This is a genomic window from Pyxidicoccus sp. M6, from assembly GCF_055568925.1.
The window spans coordinates 138,804-152,918 of the sequence record NZ_CM145714.1 but is presented as its reverse complement, the minus strand read 5'-3'; the positions used below and the strand labels follow the sequence as shown (position 1 = coordinate 152,918).

Genomic DNA, 14,115 nt, shown 5'->3' with positions numbered 1-14,115 from the left:
GAGCATCCTGGGCGCGGCTTCACGGGGCTCCGAGGGCAGGTAGCGAGCGCTCGCAGTTCTCGCCCGTGAGGCCCGAGGTCTTCAGCTCGACCTTCGTCACCTGGAACGCGGTGTTCAGGGTGAGGACCGGGAAGACAAAGGCGTATTCGACACGGCGTTTCACCCCGGGGACCTCGCGGCGCAGCTCGTAGGGCCCGCCGATGAGCCGGTACCCCTTGCCCTCGAGCGTCTGCACGGTGATGAACTGCCCGAAGAACTGGGTGGACACAGCCTTGCCGAACTGGGTGAGCGCGTCCTGGGTGGGCTCGGCCTTGTGCTGGCGGAAGTCGGCGTGCAGGGCCTCGCGAGCCCAGTCCGGAAGATCCGGAAGCTTCATGTCGAAGACGGAATCCAGCCGCGCATCCGGAGCCAGGGGAAGTCGCTCGGGATGCTGGAGCCTCTCGGCCCCGTAATCGAGCAGCAGCTTTGAAATCTCCCGCAGGGGCGAGGTGAGGGGAGAGGGGAGCTCCACCAGTTCCTCGTGCTCCTCGTCCACGATGTGGAAGAGCGGTGTCCACTCCGACAGCGCCAGGTCCGCGTACCGCGGGCGGTGCACTTCCGTGGGCAGCGCTTCCAGCAACATCCGGAAGGCGTAGAACGAACTGGGAGCCAGGGAGAGCATGAGCCGGGGGCTGAGGTTGACCGGGTCCTTCGCCACGCTGGCGCAGCGCGGCGGCTGGCCCCGGCGGCTGACGACCTCCAGGCGGTAGTAGAGGTCATCGATTCGGAGCGTCCTGGGCTCCTCGCCCACCTCGTTGAGGTCGAGCGAGAGCTGGCCAGGAATGGCGTTGTCGCGGAAGGTGGTGAGCGACTTCGCATAGCCCGGCCGCAGGACGATGCCATCGAGCTGTATCCGCTGGTTCAGGCGCACCGAGAGCCAGGCGTCCTCGGTTCCCGGAGCACCCTCCACCCAGGCGGTGGCCGGGTCGCCGTCGAACGCGTTCTTCGCGTCGTAACGGCCTGGCGTCCGGGACTTCAGCGTGGACGAGGCGCTGACATACGCCGTCACGTACTCGCCGAATTTCACCTCTTGTTTAGGGGCGGAAGCGGCTCCCGCGGCGTGGGCCATCAGCAGCCCGACCAGTGCCGCGGCACACGGGAGAGTCCGCCCGGCGGAGCGGATGCTCGTTTTGGGCGAAAAGGAGGGCATGCTGGAGCGAGCCATACCTGGGAACCTACGGCCTGCCCTGGCGCGTATTCAAACGACCACGGCCCGTATCGGGCTCACACCCAACCCCAACAGAGCGAGGAAGCCGACCCTCCAGAGCATTCCCGTGCGCATCGCGCCCGAGTTGCAACGAGACCTCCTGACACTCAAGCCAGGAGGTCCCTCGCTTCATCCGGTGCTCAGTCGCACTCGTGCGTCACGGTGTGCGCGGTGGCCTTCGGGCTCCAGCCCTCGTTGCCGTCCTTCTCGAAGAAGAACTTCGCGCGCTGGCGCTGACGCGTCCCCACCTCGTTGAGCGTGGCCGCGTCGTACAGGTGCCCGTTCACCATCGTGTAGCGCACCGTGCGCGTGTTCTGCAGCGCCTCCAGCGGGTTCTTGTCCAGGATGATGAGGTCCGCGAGCTTCCCCTCCTCCAGCGAGCCAATCTCCCCGTCCAGCCCCAGGTACCGCGCGCCATTCAGCGTCCCCACGCGCAGCGCCTGCAGCGGCTTCATCCCGCCCTGCCCCATCATCGCAATCTCCCAGTGCGCCGCGAGCCCCTCGCGCTGACCGTGCGCGCCCAGCTGCACGCTCACGCCCGCGTCACTCAGCTCCCGCGCCACCTTCGCCGCGTTGATGTGGTTGAACTCGTCCTCCGGCACCTCCATGCGACGGCGGCTCCGGCTGTCCACCACGCGCCTCGGGACGAAGGAGAGCAGCCGCTCGTCCTCCCAGACGTTCGTCGTCTGGTACCAGTAGTTCTCACCCCAGTTGCCGCCGTACGCCACGCCCAGCGTCGGCGTGTAGCCCGTGTCACTCTTCCCCCAGAGCTGCCGCACGTCCGCGTAGATGCGCGCCACCGGAATCGCGTGCTCCACGCCTGTGTGCCCATCCACCACCATCGTCAGGTTGTGCTGCAACAGCGAGCCTCCCTCCGGCACCACCATCATCCCCAGCTCACGCGCCGCCTGGAGGACCTTCTGCCGCTGGTCCCGCCGCGGCTGGTTGTAGCTCTTCACGCTGAACGCCCCGATGGCCTTCATCCGCCTCATGTGCGAGCGCGCATCGTCCAGCGAGTCAATCGGTGCCCGGTACCCCGCGCCCGACGCGCCGTACAGAATCGTCCCCGTGGAGAAGATGCGCGGCGCCAGCAGCGCGCCCGTCTTCCCCAGCTCGCTCGCGGCGAACACCTGCTCCGACGAGTTCGACGGGTCGTGCAGCGTCGTCACGCCGTACGACAGCGACGCCGCATGCACCCAGCTCTGCTCCGGCATCAGCCCGTCCACGCCCATGGCTCCATGCCAGTGCACGTCGATGAGGCCGGGCATCAGCGTCTTGCCCTTCACGTCCACCACCTTCGCGCCGGACGGCACCTGCACCTTCCCCGCCGGGCCCACCGCGACGATGCGGTTGCCCTTCACCACGACGACACCATTTTCGATGACGTCGTCACCCTTCATCGTGATGACGCGCCCGCCGACGAAGGCCAGCGTGCCCTCGGGCACCTCCGACTTCGCCAGGAAGGAGATGTCCACGCCCTTCTCCGGCGCCGCGGGCAGCTTCTCCGGCGCGCCGTCCATGAAGGCGAAGCTGTCCTTCAGCTCGCGCGTGAAGAGCTCGGGCCCCAGCGCCCAGTGCAGGCGCTTGCCGTCACCGGACCAGTGCAGGTACTCACCCGCGTCCTTCGTCACCCGCGCCACCGGCAGCGCCTTCGCCTCCGGCCCCACCGCCGCCGACTTCGCGCCTCGCGGGAACGGCGTGATGAACGCGTTGAAGTTCTCCCGGAAGGCCACCCACTGCTCGTCCGGAGACACGCGGTACTCCGTGGCCTCCGCGCTCGTCAGGTGCGTGCGCTCCTGCCCGCCGTCCAGGTTGACGCTCTTCAGCGAGCGCACGTCCTCCTTCTCCTTCGACTCCACATGCAGGAAGTACACGCGGTCCGAGCGCGTGCCGAAGTGCGGCTGCTCGCCGTCGCGCACCAGCCGCTTCGCCGGGCCGCCCGAGGCCGGCATGACGTACAGGCCCGTCTCGCGGCTCCACTGCCCCGGCATCAGGTAGCCGTCACCCGACTTGCGGAACACCAGCGACCTGCCATCCGGGCTGAGCGCCGGCTCCACGTAGTAGCCCGGCTGCGTCGTCAGCACCTTGCCCTCGCCGCCCGTCGCGGAGACCACGCGGATGCTGCCCAGCTTCTCGTCGTCCCACGTCGTGTAGACGATGGACTTCCCGTCTCGGGAGAACGACGGGAAGAACTCCAGGTGGTCCTCCTGCTTCGTCAGCCGCTTCGGCGTGCCGTTGGGCAAGTCACGCACGTAGAGCTTGCCGAGCGCCTGGTACACCACGCGGTCCCCGCGCGGCGACACCTGCACCCAGCGCAGCATCTTCGCCTCGAACTTCTCCGGCGCCACGGCCTGCGGCGTGCGCACCGCCTGGAAAATCGTGCGCGTGTCCTTCACGCGGAAGGGAATGGCAGACACCTTCTTCGACGCCACGTCGATGCGCTGAAGCTTGCCGCCCGCCCAGAACACAATCTGGTTGTCCGGCGTCCACGCCATCGTCGGGTACACGCCGTGGATGGCCCACGTCTCCTGCATGTCGCGGTCCAGCCCGTCGTACAGCGGGCGCTCCGCACCGGAGGCCACGTCGGTGACGTAGAGGACGCTCTTGCCGCGCACGCGGCGGATGAACGCGAGCTGCTTCCCGTCTCGCGACGGCGTGGGGCGAATCGAACCACCCGGGCCCGAGACGAACGGGTCGATTTCCTTCGTCTCCAAATCCAGACGCTGGATGGCGTAGATTTCCCCGTTGGGGTCCTTGTTGTATTCGAACGTCTTGCCCGGCGTGACGTCCTGGCTGAAGTAGACGTAGCGGCCGTCGGGGGAGAACGCGGGCTCGCCCAAATCCTTCTGGTCATTGGCGCGCTCGGTGAGCTGCACGCCCTCGCCGCCGGAGCGGTGATACATCCACACCTCGCCCGCGCCCAGCGAGCGCCGCGCCGTGAAGTGCTTGCGCGCGACGATGAACTGCCCATCCGGGCTCCACGCGGGGCTGTTGAGCAGGCGGAACTTCTCCTGCGTCACCGCCTGCGGCTTCGAGCCGTCCCGCTTCATCACCCAGATGTTGTCGCCGCCGCCCCTGTCACTCGTGAAGGCAATGGACTTCCCGTCCGGGCTGTAGCGCGGCTGCATGTCCCAGGACACGCCGGAGGTGAGCGCCTTCGCCTCGCCGCCGTTGATGGGCAGCTCGTAGATGTCGCCGAGCAAGTCGAAGACGAGCGCGTCTCCCTTCGGGCTGATGTCCACGTTCATCCACGTGCCCTCGGTGACGTCGATGCTCACCTGGGTGGCGGGGAAGCCCGGCGCGTCCACCTTCCACGTGTCCTTGCCCTCGCCCTCCTTCGCCGCATCCTTGGCGTCGGCGGTGGCGGGCGTGCCTCCGTCCACCTCGACGGCGCGGGCGGCTTCACGCGCGGCGTCATCCTTCTGCTTCTGCTCGGGCGGTGGGGGTTGGTCCTGCTTCGCGACGGGAGGCGGCGTGGGCTGCGCGGCCAGCAACGCGCCGGGCAACAGCAGCGCGGCGCAGACGGCGGAGGTCAGTCGTTTCACCGGGAGTCCTCGTGAAAGGGCGGGTGTGTCGGGTGGGAGAGAGTACCCGGCCCTGGGGGGCCGGAGGTTGCGGCCGTGAACAGGCCAGCGGGCAGGCGTGTTCCTGGCGGTGTAAGGTGCGCCAGCGGTGAAGCGGCGGACGGCCCGGGCGTGACAGGTCGACGCTCCGCGTGACACCGCCGCACACCGAGGGGGGAACACCATGCAGCGGAGCACCACCGTCCGGGCCAGCGGCCCGCGCCCTGGCCGGGAGGACCGGCCATGAAGAAGCTCGCCGTCCTCATCATCCACGGCATCGAGGTGGACGACCCGGGCCTCTATGACACCGCCCTGCGTTTGCTGCGCGAGCAGTTCGAGGCGAGTGCCGGCCCCGCGGCCACGGGCACACTGGTGGTGGAGACCGTGAACTGGGCCTCCGTGCTGGAGGGCGCGGAGCGGCAGTTCCTCGCGCGGAATGCGCCGTCGGACGCGGAGGGCTACTGGAAGTCGCTCTACGACGGCGTGCGCGCCGTCAATCAGGGCCGCGAGTCCGCGCTGGTGCCGCTGATGCTGCGCATGATGAAGCCGTCGATGCGCGGGATGGACTTGCGCTACCCCGGCCTGCGCTGGCTGATGGTGCACTTCGTGGGCGACATCATCGCCTACCAGAGCAACCCGGCGGACCCGGACGTGTACACGGACATCCACCGCAAGGTGGCCGAGGCGCTCGGCCGGCTGCGCGCGAAGGCCGGCGACACCGCGCCCCTGTGCGTCGTCTCGCACAGCCTGGGCAGCGTCATCGCGAGCAACTACTTCTACGACTTGCAGACGCACCGGCAGACGGGGCGCGACATCATCGAGACGTCCGTGCGCGAGGCCCAGGGCGACTCACCGCTGGAGCGCGGCGAGACGCTGAGCCGCTTCTACACGCTGGGCACGCCCATGGCGCTGTGGAGCCTGCGCTACCGGCACGTGGAGTTGGACCAGCCCGTGCAGGTGCCCGCGCCGGAGCTGGAGCACCATCACCCGGGGCTCGGCGGCGAGTGGCTCAACTTCCATGACGACGATGACGTCTTCGCGTGGCCGCTCCAGCCGCTCAGCGACGCGTACCGCGAGGCCGTGCGGGACATCCCCGTGCGGCTGACGGGGCCGCTGTTCTCGTGGACGCCGCTGGTGCACCCCTTCTACTGGTCGGACGACGCGGTGATGGGGCCCATCGGCGAGTCGCTGGCGGAGGCGTGGCGGGAGCTCGGGGCCACGCCTCCCGTCGCGGCGTAGCGGCTCCGCCGCGGTCGATGGCACGGGCTCGGAGCGCCTCTCGTGGTGAGGCGCCTCCGGCCCGCCTCCCACGGAGTCCGCCCACCTTGACCTCCGCCGCGAGGGCGTGAGTTGCTGCTCCCCAGCGGGCCTCCCGCTCCGCGCCATCGACCGCGCGAGCCACCGAGGCCAGGGGGAGCCGACATGAAACTGCTGTTCAAGGGGACATCGGACACGAACGAGAGTGCCTCGCAGCAGGAGCGCAACCTCGAGCTCACCATCCGTCCGTTGATGGTAGCGCTCGGCTTCGGCATCACCATCGTCATCCTGTACGGGCTTGCTGGCGGCACCGGCGAGTGGAAGGGCGCCGAGGCCGCGCGCCTGGTGGGCACCGGGCTGCTGGTCGCGGGCGCCCTCTTCGCGCTGGGGATGCTGCTGGGCTTCGTCTTCGGCGTGCCACGCTCCATGCAGGAGCCCGCGGCCCCGGCCCCTACGACGGCGGACGGTGACGGCTCCGCTCGCGGCGAGAAGCAGCGGCTCAAGGTGAACACCAACCTGGAGCAGATTTCCGACTGGCTCACCAAGATTCTCGTGGGCGTGGGGCTCACCCAGTTGGGACAGATTCCCACCCAAATCTGGCGGCTCGCGGACTTCGTCGCCAAGGGGATGAGCAACGCCGACAGCGACCGCATCTTCGCCATCGGCATCGTCCTCTACTTCTTCATCAGCGGGTTCTTCACCGGCTATCTCCTCACCCGCCTGTTCCTGACGGGCGCCTTCTATGTCGCGGACAACATGTCCGAGGAGGCGACACGCCAGGCCCAGAAGGCCCAGGGCGCGGTGGAGAGCCTGCGCATGGAGGTGCTCGACAGGAGCACCAGTCCGGCCCCGCTGTCACTCCCGCTCGCGGCCATGGGCGCCGTCGCCGGTGCTCCCACGCTGCAGGCCCTGACCCAGGAGTCCGCGCCGCCACAGGGGCTGCCCACCTGGCAGACGCTCGCGCAGCAGTACAACGAGATTCGCAGGACGCAGTCCGCCGGCGAGAGCCGGACGCGCGTCATGACCCAGGTCTTCAGCCAGATGTGCGCCCTGGCCGCGCATCTGGAGAACTACGACGCACTCCCCAATCTCCAGGACAAGGACGGCGGCCGCCGGCTGTTCGCCTATGCCTGGCTGCTCACCCGCCCGGACCCGGAGCTGCTCTCGCCGCTGGTGGACGCCGTGACGCAGCCCACGGAGTCGAGCTTCGGGCAGTACCGCGGCATCAAGTCCGTGGGCCAGGTGCTCGCGACGGCCGAGCCCGACGCCGCGGCGGCCCAGGTGCGGAAGCTGGAGGGCTTCCTCCAGCGGCTCAACCCGAGCACCGACCGTCACTACGAGCTGAGCCGCATCCTGGACGAGTACCGCGAGCGACAGAAGGCGGCCTCCTGACGCCCACGGTGAGCGAAGCGCACGGCACGGGGCGTGTGAGACGGGTGGACACTCAGTGCCGCCCGGTGAAACACGAACGCGCCACGCGCCGGTGATTCTGCTATCCGCTTCTCATGTCGGACTTCACGCTTCCCGAAGACAAGGCGGGGCGGCTGGAACGCTGCTCGGTCTTCTACACAGAGGCCGTGCCGCACAACCACGCGCTCGGCCTGAAGCTGGTGGACGTCGCCGCCGCCGAGGCCACCGTCGAGCTGCCCTATGCGGACTTCCTCGTCGGCAACCCGGAGACGGGCGTGCTCGCCGGCGGCGCCGTGACGACGCTCATCGATGCAACGTGCGGCACCGCCGTGTTCCTGAAGGTCGGCCGCCTCATGCCCATCGTCACGCTGGACCTGCGCATCGACTACCTGCGCCCCGCGCGCCCCGGCATCGCGCTCACCTGCGTGGCCGAGTGCTACCGCATGACGCGGCAGGTGGCCTTCGTCCGTGCGCTCGTGCACCAGGGTGACAAGAGCAACCCGGTGGCCTCTTCGCAGGGCACCTTCATGAAGTTGGAGGAGTGACGGCACCATGAGCACCACGACCCCCACTCCTCCCCTCGCGGACCTCGTGCGCGAGGTGCGCAAGACGCGCGAGTACCGGAAGCTCACCGACGCGATTCCGTACACGCGCTACATGGGCATCGGCGTGGAGAACCTCGCCGGAGAGATGCTCTGCCGCATGGCGTATGCGCCCAAGCTCATCGGCAACAGCCTGATTCCCGCGCTGCACGGCGGCTCGCTGGGCGCGATGCTGGAGTGCGCCGCCGTCTTCGAGCTCCTCCTCCAGACGGACACCGAGCGCGTGCCCAAGGTCATCTCGCTCACCGTGGACTTCCTGCGCTCGGGCAAGCCGCAGGACACCTTCGCCAAGGCGCTGATTACGCGCCAGGGCCGCCGCGTCGCCAACGTGCGCGTCGAGGCATGGCAGGATGACCGCACCCGCCCCATCGCCAGCGCCCACGCGCTGTTCCTGCTGGCGGAGCCCTGAACGGAGGTCTTCCATGGGGGGTCTCGTCAAAATCATCGCCAGCGCCTTCGAGGCCTTCGGCGCCGTGGGCGTCTGCGTGACGCTGGGCGGCCTCGTCGCCGTGGTGGTCATCCACCAGGCGATGAAGAAGGACGGCTGAGCAACCCGGCTCCTTCAAGCCCGGCGCTCCTGCCCTGGAGCGCCCGCTCCGCTGATTGCCCTCCCCTGGTCTCCCGGCTGCCGCCGCCTCCACCTTCAGCCGGGACTCCCAGATTGAAGGAGGCAGGCGATGAAGCGATGGATGGGTTGGATGCTGGCGGGCTCGCTCGCGATGGGTGGCGCGACCTTCGCGCAGCAGGAACCGGGACAGAAGCAGCCCTCCGAGGACCGCAGTGGGCAGAAGGAGACCAGCACGCAGAACGGCACCGATGACACCCAGGGCATGTTCCGCATGGGCGAGGCCGATGCCATCGACCAGGGCGAGGGCGTCAACGATGCCACCGGCGGTGCTCAGGGTACCGGCGGCTCGGGCCAACAAGCACCGCAAGGCGCCCAGCCAGATGCGGCCGGCGCGAAGCTGATGGATGAGGGCCTGCTGCCCATCCCCACCGATGAGCAGGCCTTCCTCGAGGTGCTGCACCACGGCAACCAGGAAGAAGTTCGGATGGGCCAGCTCGCGCAACAGAAGGGCACGTCCAAGAGCGTGAAGGACTATGGCGAGAAGCTCGTAAAGGACCACCAGGCCGCGGACCAGAAGGTGATGGCGTACGCGCAGAAGAAGAACCTCCAGCTCGGTGAGCCGAAGGCGGACGACGACTTCAAGAAGACGATGAAGAACGCCCACGAGGCCGAGTCGGCGAAGCTCCAGTCCCTCCAGGGCCCCGCCTTCGACCGCGCCTTCCTCGCCAGCATGGTCGCCGAGCACGACGCGGACATCGCCAAGGTGATGGCCGGCCAGAAGCAGTTCGCCAGCAACGCCGAGCTGAAGAAGGAGCTCGATGGCCTGCTGCCCACGCTGAAGCAGCATCGCGACCAGGCGTACCGGCTGCTCGGCCAGGAGAAGCCGCGCCAGGCCCGCACGCCCACGCAGAACCGCTGAGGCGGCGCGCAATCATCCCGGGTCCACATCATGACGGGCGTGGGCTCGGGACGAAATGCTGTCATCCCTCCCTGAAGGACGTGGTGTTGCCTCGCTCACGTGCGCACCTGTGCGGAGCCGCGAGGTGGCTGGAGGATGGGCTGGAAGCCTTTCCTTGTTACAGCGCCCTTTCCCCGTTTCTACAGGGTCCAGCTCCAGGCGAGCCCTGACGACGTGCGCGAGGCCTCGCACCGGGGGCGTGACGGCTGCACGGATGGTGACAAGCAGGTCCGGCGCGGGGCGGAGATTCCGCCAGCCATTGGACCGTTCAGCCTCCCTGAAAGGCGCGGCACGTCCCCTGCTTCTCGTGCGTTGCATCAGCAAGGGGGACTTGGGAGATGGGCGAGCGTGAGTTGATGAAGGTGAGGGAGCTGAAGGAAGCCGCGCACGCCCTGTTCGCGAGAGGGCGGTACGCACAGTGTTCGGAGACCTACGAGCGCATCCTCCGTCTGGCGCCGAAGGACCCGAACGTGCGCGTGCGCCACGCGGAGTCCTGCCGCCGTGCGGGGGACCGGCAGGCGGCCATCAGCTCGTATCGCGCGGCGGCGACGTTGCTGCTGGAGCAGGGGTGCGAGTCCCGGGCCCGGGGCGCGCTGCGCGCCGCGCTCGAGCTGGACCCGAGGGACCCGATGCTTCTCGCGGACCTGGCTCGGCTGGGGCAGCAGTCGCTCCCCACCAGCGCTCCGGAGGACGAGCGTCACGCGCCGAGCGCCACCCATGTCTTCGAGCGGCCGCCCGTGGCTCCCGCTCACGTGAGGGGCTCCGGACCGCATCGGGCGCCTCAGGGCCAGCTGGTGCCGCCGCCCTCGCCTCCGTCGTACATCATCCGCGCGGCCGCGGAGACTCCCGCGCCGGGCCCGCTGCCCACCGTGCCCAATGTCGCGCCGCTGTACGCGGGCAACGGCACGCCGAGCATCCCCCCCATCATCCAGGGCCGGCTCATCACCCAGGCGCCCGTGCCTCCGGCGCAACCCGGCGCGGCGAGCCCCACCATGCTTCCGGCCCTTCGCTCCTCGGGGATGGTGCCCGCGTCAGGCCGCCCCGCGAACGCTCCGGCCCAGGCCGCGCGCTCCGGGTCGGCGTCGCTGACGATGGTGCCGATGCCAAGGACCGGTGATGCGCGTGCCGCCGCGCCGGCGGTGATGCCGTACCGCCCCGAGCTGCGCCGCCTGGGTCCCAATGCCGTGGCGCTCCGCGTGTCGCCGCAGGCGCGCTGGGTCATCATCCGCTCCGACAGCCCGCTGGAGGTGAGCCGCGCGGAGGCGCTCCCCGTGCCCGGTGACGTCGCCTCCGCGCCACGTCCAGCGAGCCCCGCTTCCAACAACCACTGAGCCGAGCGAGCTCGCTCCACACCTCGCGAGCCCCGCCTCCAACAACCGAGCTGTCACCTCACGCCGGGAGCGCGTCCACGAGCCGCGGCAGCACGACCTCCGCGCGCTCGGCCACGACGAGGATGCGAGGCGACTCGCTCACTCCGGACGGGTCGATGCTGAACATCCGCGCGCTGTTCTTCAGCCCCGCCATGCAGATGCGGTCCGTGATGCCCACCGAGAAGGACGTCCCGATGAACACCACGAGGCTCGCGCGATTCGCCGTCAGGCGCACGTGGTCGAACTGATACGACTCGTGCTCCGTATAGAGCTCGTCGAACCAGAGCACGTGCGGGCGGAGCCTGCTGCGGCACCTGGGACAACGCGGCACGGTGTCGGGACTCGGGTCCGCGTGGAGCGGTCCGAAGTCCACCTCCGCCATGGGCAGCGTGCCCCGGGGCGGGCCATGCTTGCAGCCCCTCTGCGTGCACCGCGCCTGGTCCAGGCTCCCGTGCACCTTCACCAGCGCGCGGCTTCCGGCCTGCTCGTGCAGTGTGTCCACGTTCTGCGTGACGAGGAGGAACTCGCGTCCCTGGCGCTGCTGCCACGCCTCCCACGCCACGAGCGCCCGGTGTCCATCATTGGGCTTCGCGCCCCGAGCCAGCTCGAACCGCTTCAGGTACCAGAGCCACGACTCATGGGGCGTCCGCTTGAAGTACTCCCAGGTCCCCTTCGCCGTCACGTCATTCGCCCACACCGCGCCGGGGTCCGTGCCGCGGAACGTCGGAATGCCGCTCGCCAGACTCACGCCCGCGCCGGTGACGACGAGGGTCTTCTCTCCTGCAGGCCCCCGCACCGCGGCGAGGAGCTCATCGAAGTCCATTTCAGGCTCCGTGACGCGCCCCGAAGCGCGGGGCGCGCCCGAAAGCCTACATGGCCACCGACTTCTTCGGGTCCACCTGCTTCTTCTGTGGCTCGGCGGGCACCGGAGCCTTCGCGGGCTGCGGCTGCGTCTCGGTGCTCTCGGCGGGGAGCTGCGCCTTCACCGGCGCCTCGCAGTGGTCACCCTTGCGGTTCGGGTGGCAGTGCCGGATGCCGTACACATGGTGGCACCCGCAGGGGTCCACCCGCTTCTTCGCGCAGATGGAAGGATTGAACACCGGCGCGGCCACCAGCTCCGGCGTCTCCTTCGTCGTCGACTGATTCTGCTCCGCGGGCGCCGCGTTCAGCGCCACCGCCAGGAAAATCCCACCGAGAAATCCCATCGCCCAACCCCCTACCTGGATGCTGCGCAATGGATGGGAATGGGCGCGAAACACCGCAAGCCCCTCGGCGATCGCCTTCGTGCCATTCGCACGCGAGACGACGCTCGACGTGGCGCCCGGCTCCTACCAACGTGGGACGTGGACGTCGTCGCGGCAACACCGGGGTCCGCGCGGCGGCACGAAACGACCTCGCCCGCGGAGACCGGGGCCCCAGGCCTTCCCCGAGCGAAATCGCTCGCCTTCCCGCCTGCCCTGCCACCATCCTCGGTGCGAGCTGTTTTTCAGGTGTCCGGAGTCAGTCTCTTCCGGACGCCCCCGTCGCTGCCGCGTGTTCACCCCTGTCCGGGGGATTCAAGCCATGAGCTGGAAACAACGTCTGGAAAAGGCCGCCGAGGGCCACTACGTCCTGCCGAAGACCAAGACGATGAAGGTCGACGCGGACCTCTTCCTGTCCGACAAGCTGCTCTGGGGCGAGGGCCCCGAGCAGCCCGGCCTGGAGGACGCCGTCTTCGACCAGGTGGTCAACGCCGCGTCCTTCCCCGGTGTCACCCGCGTCGCCGTCACGCCCGACTGTCACGTGGGCTACGGCGTGCCCATCGGCACCGTCGTGGAGACGGACGGCATCCTCCTGCCCACCGCCGCCGGCTACGACATTGGCTGCGGCATGGTGCAATTGCAGACAACCCTCATGGCCGAGGACGTCGCCGACCCCGTCAAGCGCCGCAAGTGGATTGACGAAGTCACGCGCCGCATCGCCGTGGGCGTGGGCGCCAGCCGTGTGCAGAAGCAGCGCAAGGTGACGGACCGCACCTTCGCCGAAGTCGTGCGCCATGGCGCCAAGGCGCTGGGCCGCGGCTCGGCGGTGACGGAGCGCGACTTCATCCCCGTCGAGGACGACCGGGTGGACATCCCCGAGCGCGCCTTCGGCAAGAGGGACCAGCTGGGCAGCCTGGGCGGCGGCAACCACTTCACCGAGATGCAGGTGGACCAGGACGGGCGCGTCTGGGTGATGCTGCACACCGGCAGCCGCGGCTTCGGGTGGAACATCGCCAAGCACTTCTTCGTGGAGGGCGCCGCGCGGCTCGGCCTCAAGAGCCGCAGCGAGGACTTCGTGTGGCTGGACGCGGAGAGCGCGCTGGGCCGCGAGTACTGGAACCTGCACAACATGGCGGCCAACTTCGCCGTGGCCAACCGGCTCATCATCGGCGAGGCCGTGTGCGCCGCGCTCGAGGACGTCTTCGGCGGCACGGCGAGCGTGTACTACGAGATTTCCCACAACCTCATCCAGAAGGAGGCCGGGAAGTTCGTCGCTCGCAAGGGCGCCACGCGTGCATTCCCCGCGAACCACCCCGCGCTCAAGAAGACGCCGTGGGAGAAGACGGGCCACCCGATTCTCATCCCCGGCTCCATGGAGACGGGGAGCGCGATTCTCTTCGCGGAAGCCGGGGCACAGAAGTCCATCTACTCGGTGAACCACGGCTCCGGCCGCCGGCTGTCTCGCGGCGAGGCGCGGCGCGTGCTGAAGCAGGAGGTCACCGACAAGCGCATGGCCGAGGCGGGCATCCTCCTCAACACGCGCAACACGCCGCTCGACGAGTCCGGGCCCTGCTACAAGAACCTGGACGACGTGCTGGAGACGGTGGAGATGGCGGGGCTCGCCCGCGTGGCGCACCGGCTGAAGCCCGTGGCCTGCATCAAGGGCGCGGACTGACTCCGGTTGTGGCCGGGCCCTCCCGACTGGCGGTCCAGGTGGAAGGAACGCTCATTCCACCGGCAGGACGCCTCGGCGGTCGGCAGGCGTGGAATGAACGCTCATTCCGCCCGGCCACGGGCCGAGGGGACGCGGGACACGCCCCGTAAGCCCCGGGAATCCCGGACACCGGACGTCTGGCCGCCTGCCCTCGGGGGAGGGTGGGTCCGCACTCCCCAGGTATGG

The 14,115-nt window shown here is 69.2% G+C and carries 12 protein-coding genes; 8 read left to right on the top strand and 4 right to left on the bottom strand.

Annotation, left to right across the window (positions count from 1 at the left end; all coding sequences use genetic code 11):
- Positions 1-19 precede the first annotated feature (19 nt).
- Together ACVTJA_RS00600 and ACVTJA_RS00595 are read right to left on the bottom strand one after the other, a co-directional pair.
- Positions 20-1,066 (bottom strand): discoidin domain-containing protein, encoded by a 1,047-nt coding sequence (locus ACVTJA_RS00600; protein ID WP_465832849.1) that lies wholly within the window; start codon positions 1,064-1,066, stop codon positions 20-22.
- A 320-nt stretch (positions 1,067-1,386) separates the two neighbouring features.
- A complete protein-coding gene (locus ACVTJA_RS00595) occupies positions 1,387-4,791 on the bottom strand; it encodes an amidohydrolase family protein (RefSeq protein ID WP_465832847.1) in 3,405 nt (1,134 codons plus the stop codon).
- 261 nt (positions 4,792-5,052) lie between these two features.
- Here ACVTJA_RS00595 and ACVTJA_RS00590 point away from each other — a divergent pair, with 261 nt between their 5' ends.
- The 7 genes from ACVTJA_RS00590 to ACVTJA_RS00560 all read left to right on the top strand — a co-directional run bounded on the left by ACVTJA_RS00590 (position 5,053) and on the right by ACVTJA_RS00560 (position 10,935).
- A complete protein-coding gene (locus ACVTJA_RS00590; RefSeq protein WP_465832845.1) occupies positions 5,053-6,048 on the top strand; it encodes a hypothetical protein in 996 nt (331 codons plus the stop codon).
- A gap of 183 nt (positions 6,049-6,231) precedes the next feature.
- On the top strand, positions 6,232-7,458 hold the full coding sequence (locus ACVTJA_RS00585) for a hypothetical protein (protein ID WP_465832843.1): 1,227 nt from the start codon (positions 6,232-6,234) through the stop codon (positions 7,456-7,458).
- A gap of 113 nt (positions 7,459-7,571) precedes the next feature.
- Entirely contained in the window at positions 7,572-8,021 is a 450-nt protein-coding gene (locus ACVTJA_RS00580) for a PaaI family thioesterase (RefSeq protein WP_465832841.1), read from the top strand.
- 7 nt (positions 8,022-8,028) lie between these two features.
- A complete protein-coding gene (locus ACVTJA_RS00575) occupies positions 8,029-8,487 on the top strand; it encodes a PaaI family thioesterase (RefSeq protein ID WP_465832840.1) in 459 nt (152 codons plus the stop codon).
- Positions 8,488-8,500: 13 nt separating this feature from the next.
- Complete coding sequence (locus tag ACVTJA_RS00570; RefSeq protein ID WP_465832838.1) at positions 8,501-8,626, top strand: hypothetical protein; 126 nt, start codon at positions 8,501-8,503, stop codon at positions 8,624-8,626.
- Between the two features lie 129 nt (positions 8,627-8,755).
- Entirely contained in the window at positions 8,756-9,565 is an 810-nt protein-coding gene (locus tag ACVTJA_RS00565; RefSeq protein ID WP_465832836.1) for a DUF4142 domain-containing protein, read from the top strand.
- A 377-nt stretch (positions 9,566-9,942) separates the two neighbouring features.
- The gene (locus ACVTJA_RS00560) at positions 9,943-10,935 is read left to right on the top strand and encodes a tetratricopeptide repeat protein (RefSeq protein WP_465832834.1); all 993 of its coding nucleotides are present in this window, start codon (positions 9,943-9,945) and stop codon (positions 10,933-10,935) included.
- Positions 10,936-10,993: 58 nt separating this feature from the next.
- Here ACVTJA_RS00560 and ACVTJA_RS00555 read toward each other — a convergent pair whose 3' ends face one another.
- On the bottom strand, positions 10,994-11,797 hold the full coding sequence (locus ACVTJA_RS00555) for an SIR2 family NAD-dependent protein deacylase (protein ID WP_465832832.1): 804 nt from the start codon (positions 11,795-11,797) through the stop codon (positions 10,994-10,996).
- 46 nt (positions 11,798-11,843) lie between these two features.
- Positions 11,844-12,179, bottom strand: a complete 336-nt coding sequence (locus ACVTJA_RS00550; protein ID WP_465832830.1) for a hypothetical protein — start codon at positions 12,177-12,179, stop codon at positions 11,844-11,846.
- Between the two features lie 358 nt (positions 12,180-12,537).
- Here ACVTJA_RS00550 and ACVTJA_RS00545 point away from each other — a divergent pair, with 358 nt between their 5' ends.
- Positions 12,538-13,890: an RtcB family protein gene (locus ACVTJA_RS00545; protein ID WP_465832828.1), complete on the top strand. Its 1,353-nt coding sequence runs from the start codon at positions 12,538-12,540 to the stop codon at positions 13,888-13,890.
- The last annotated feature ends 225 nt before the right edge of the window (positions 13,891-14,115 follow it).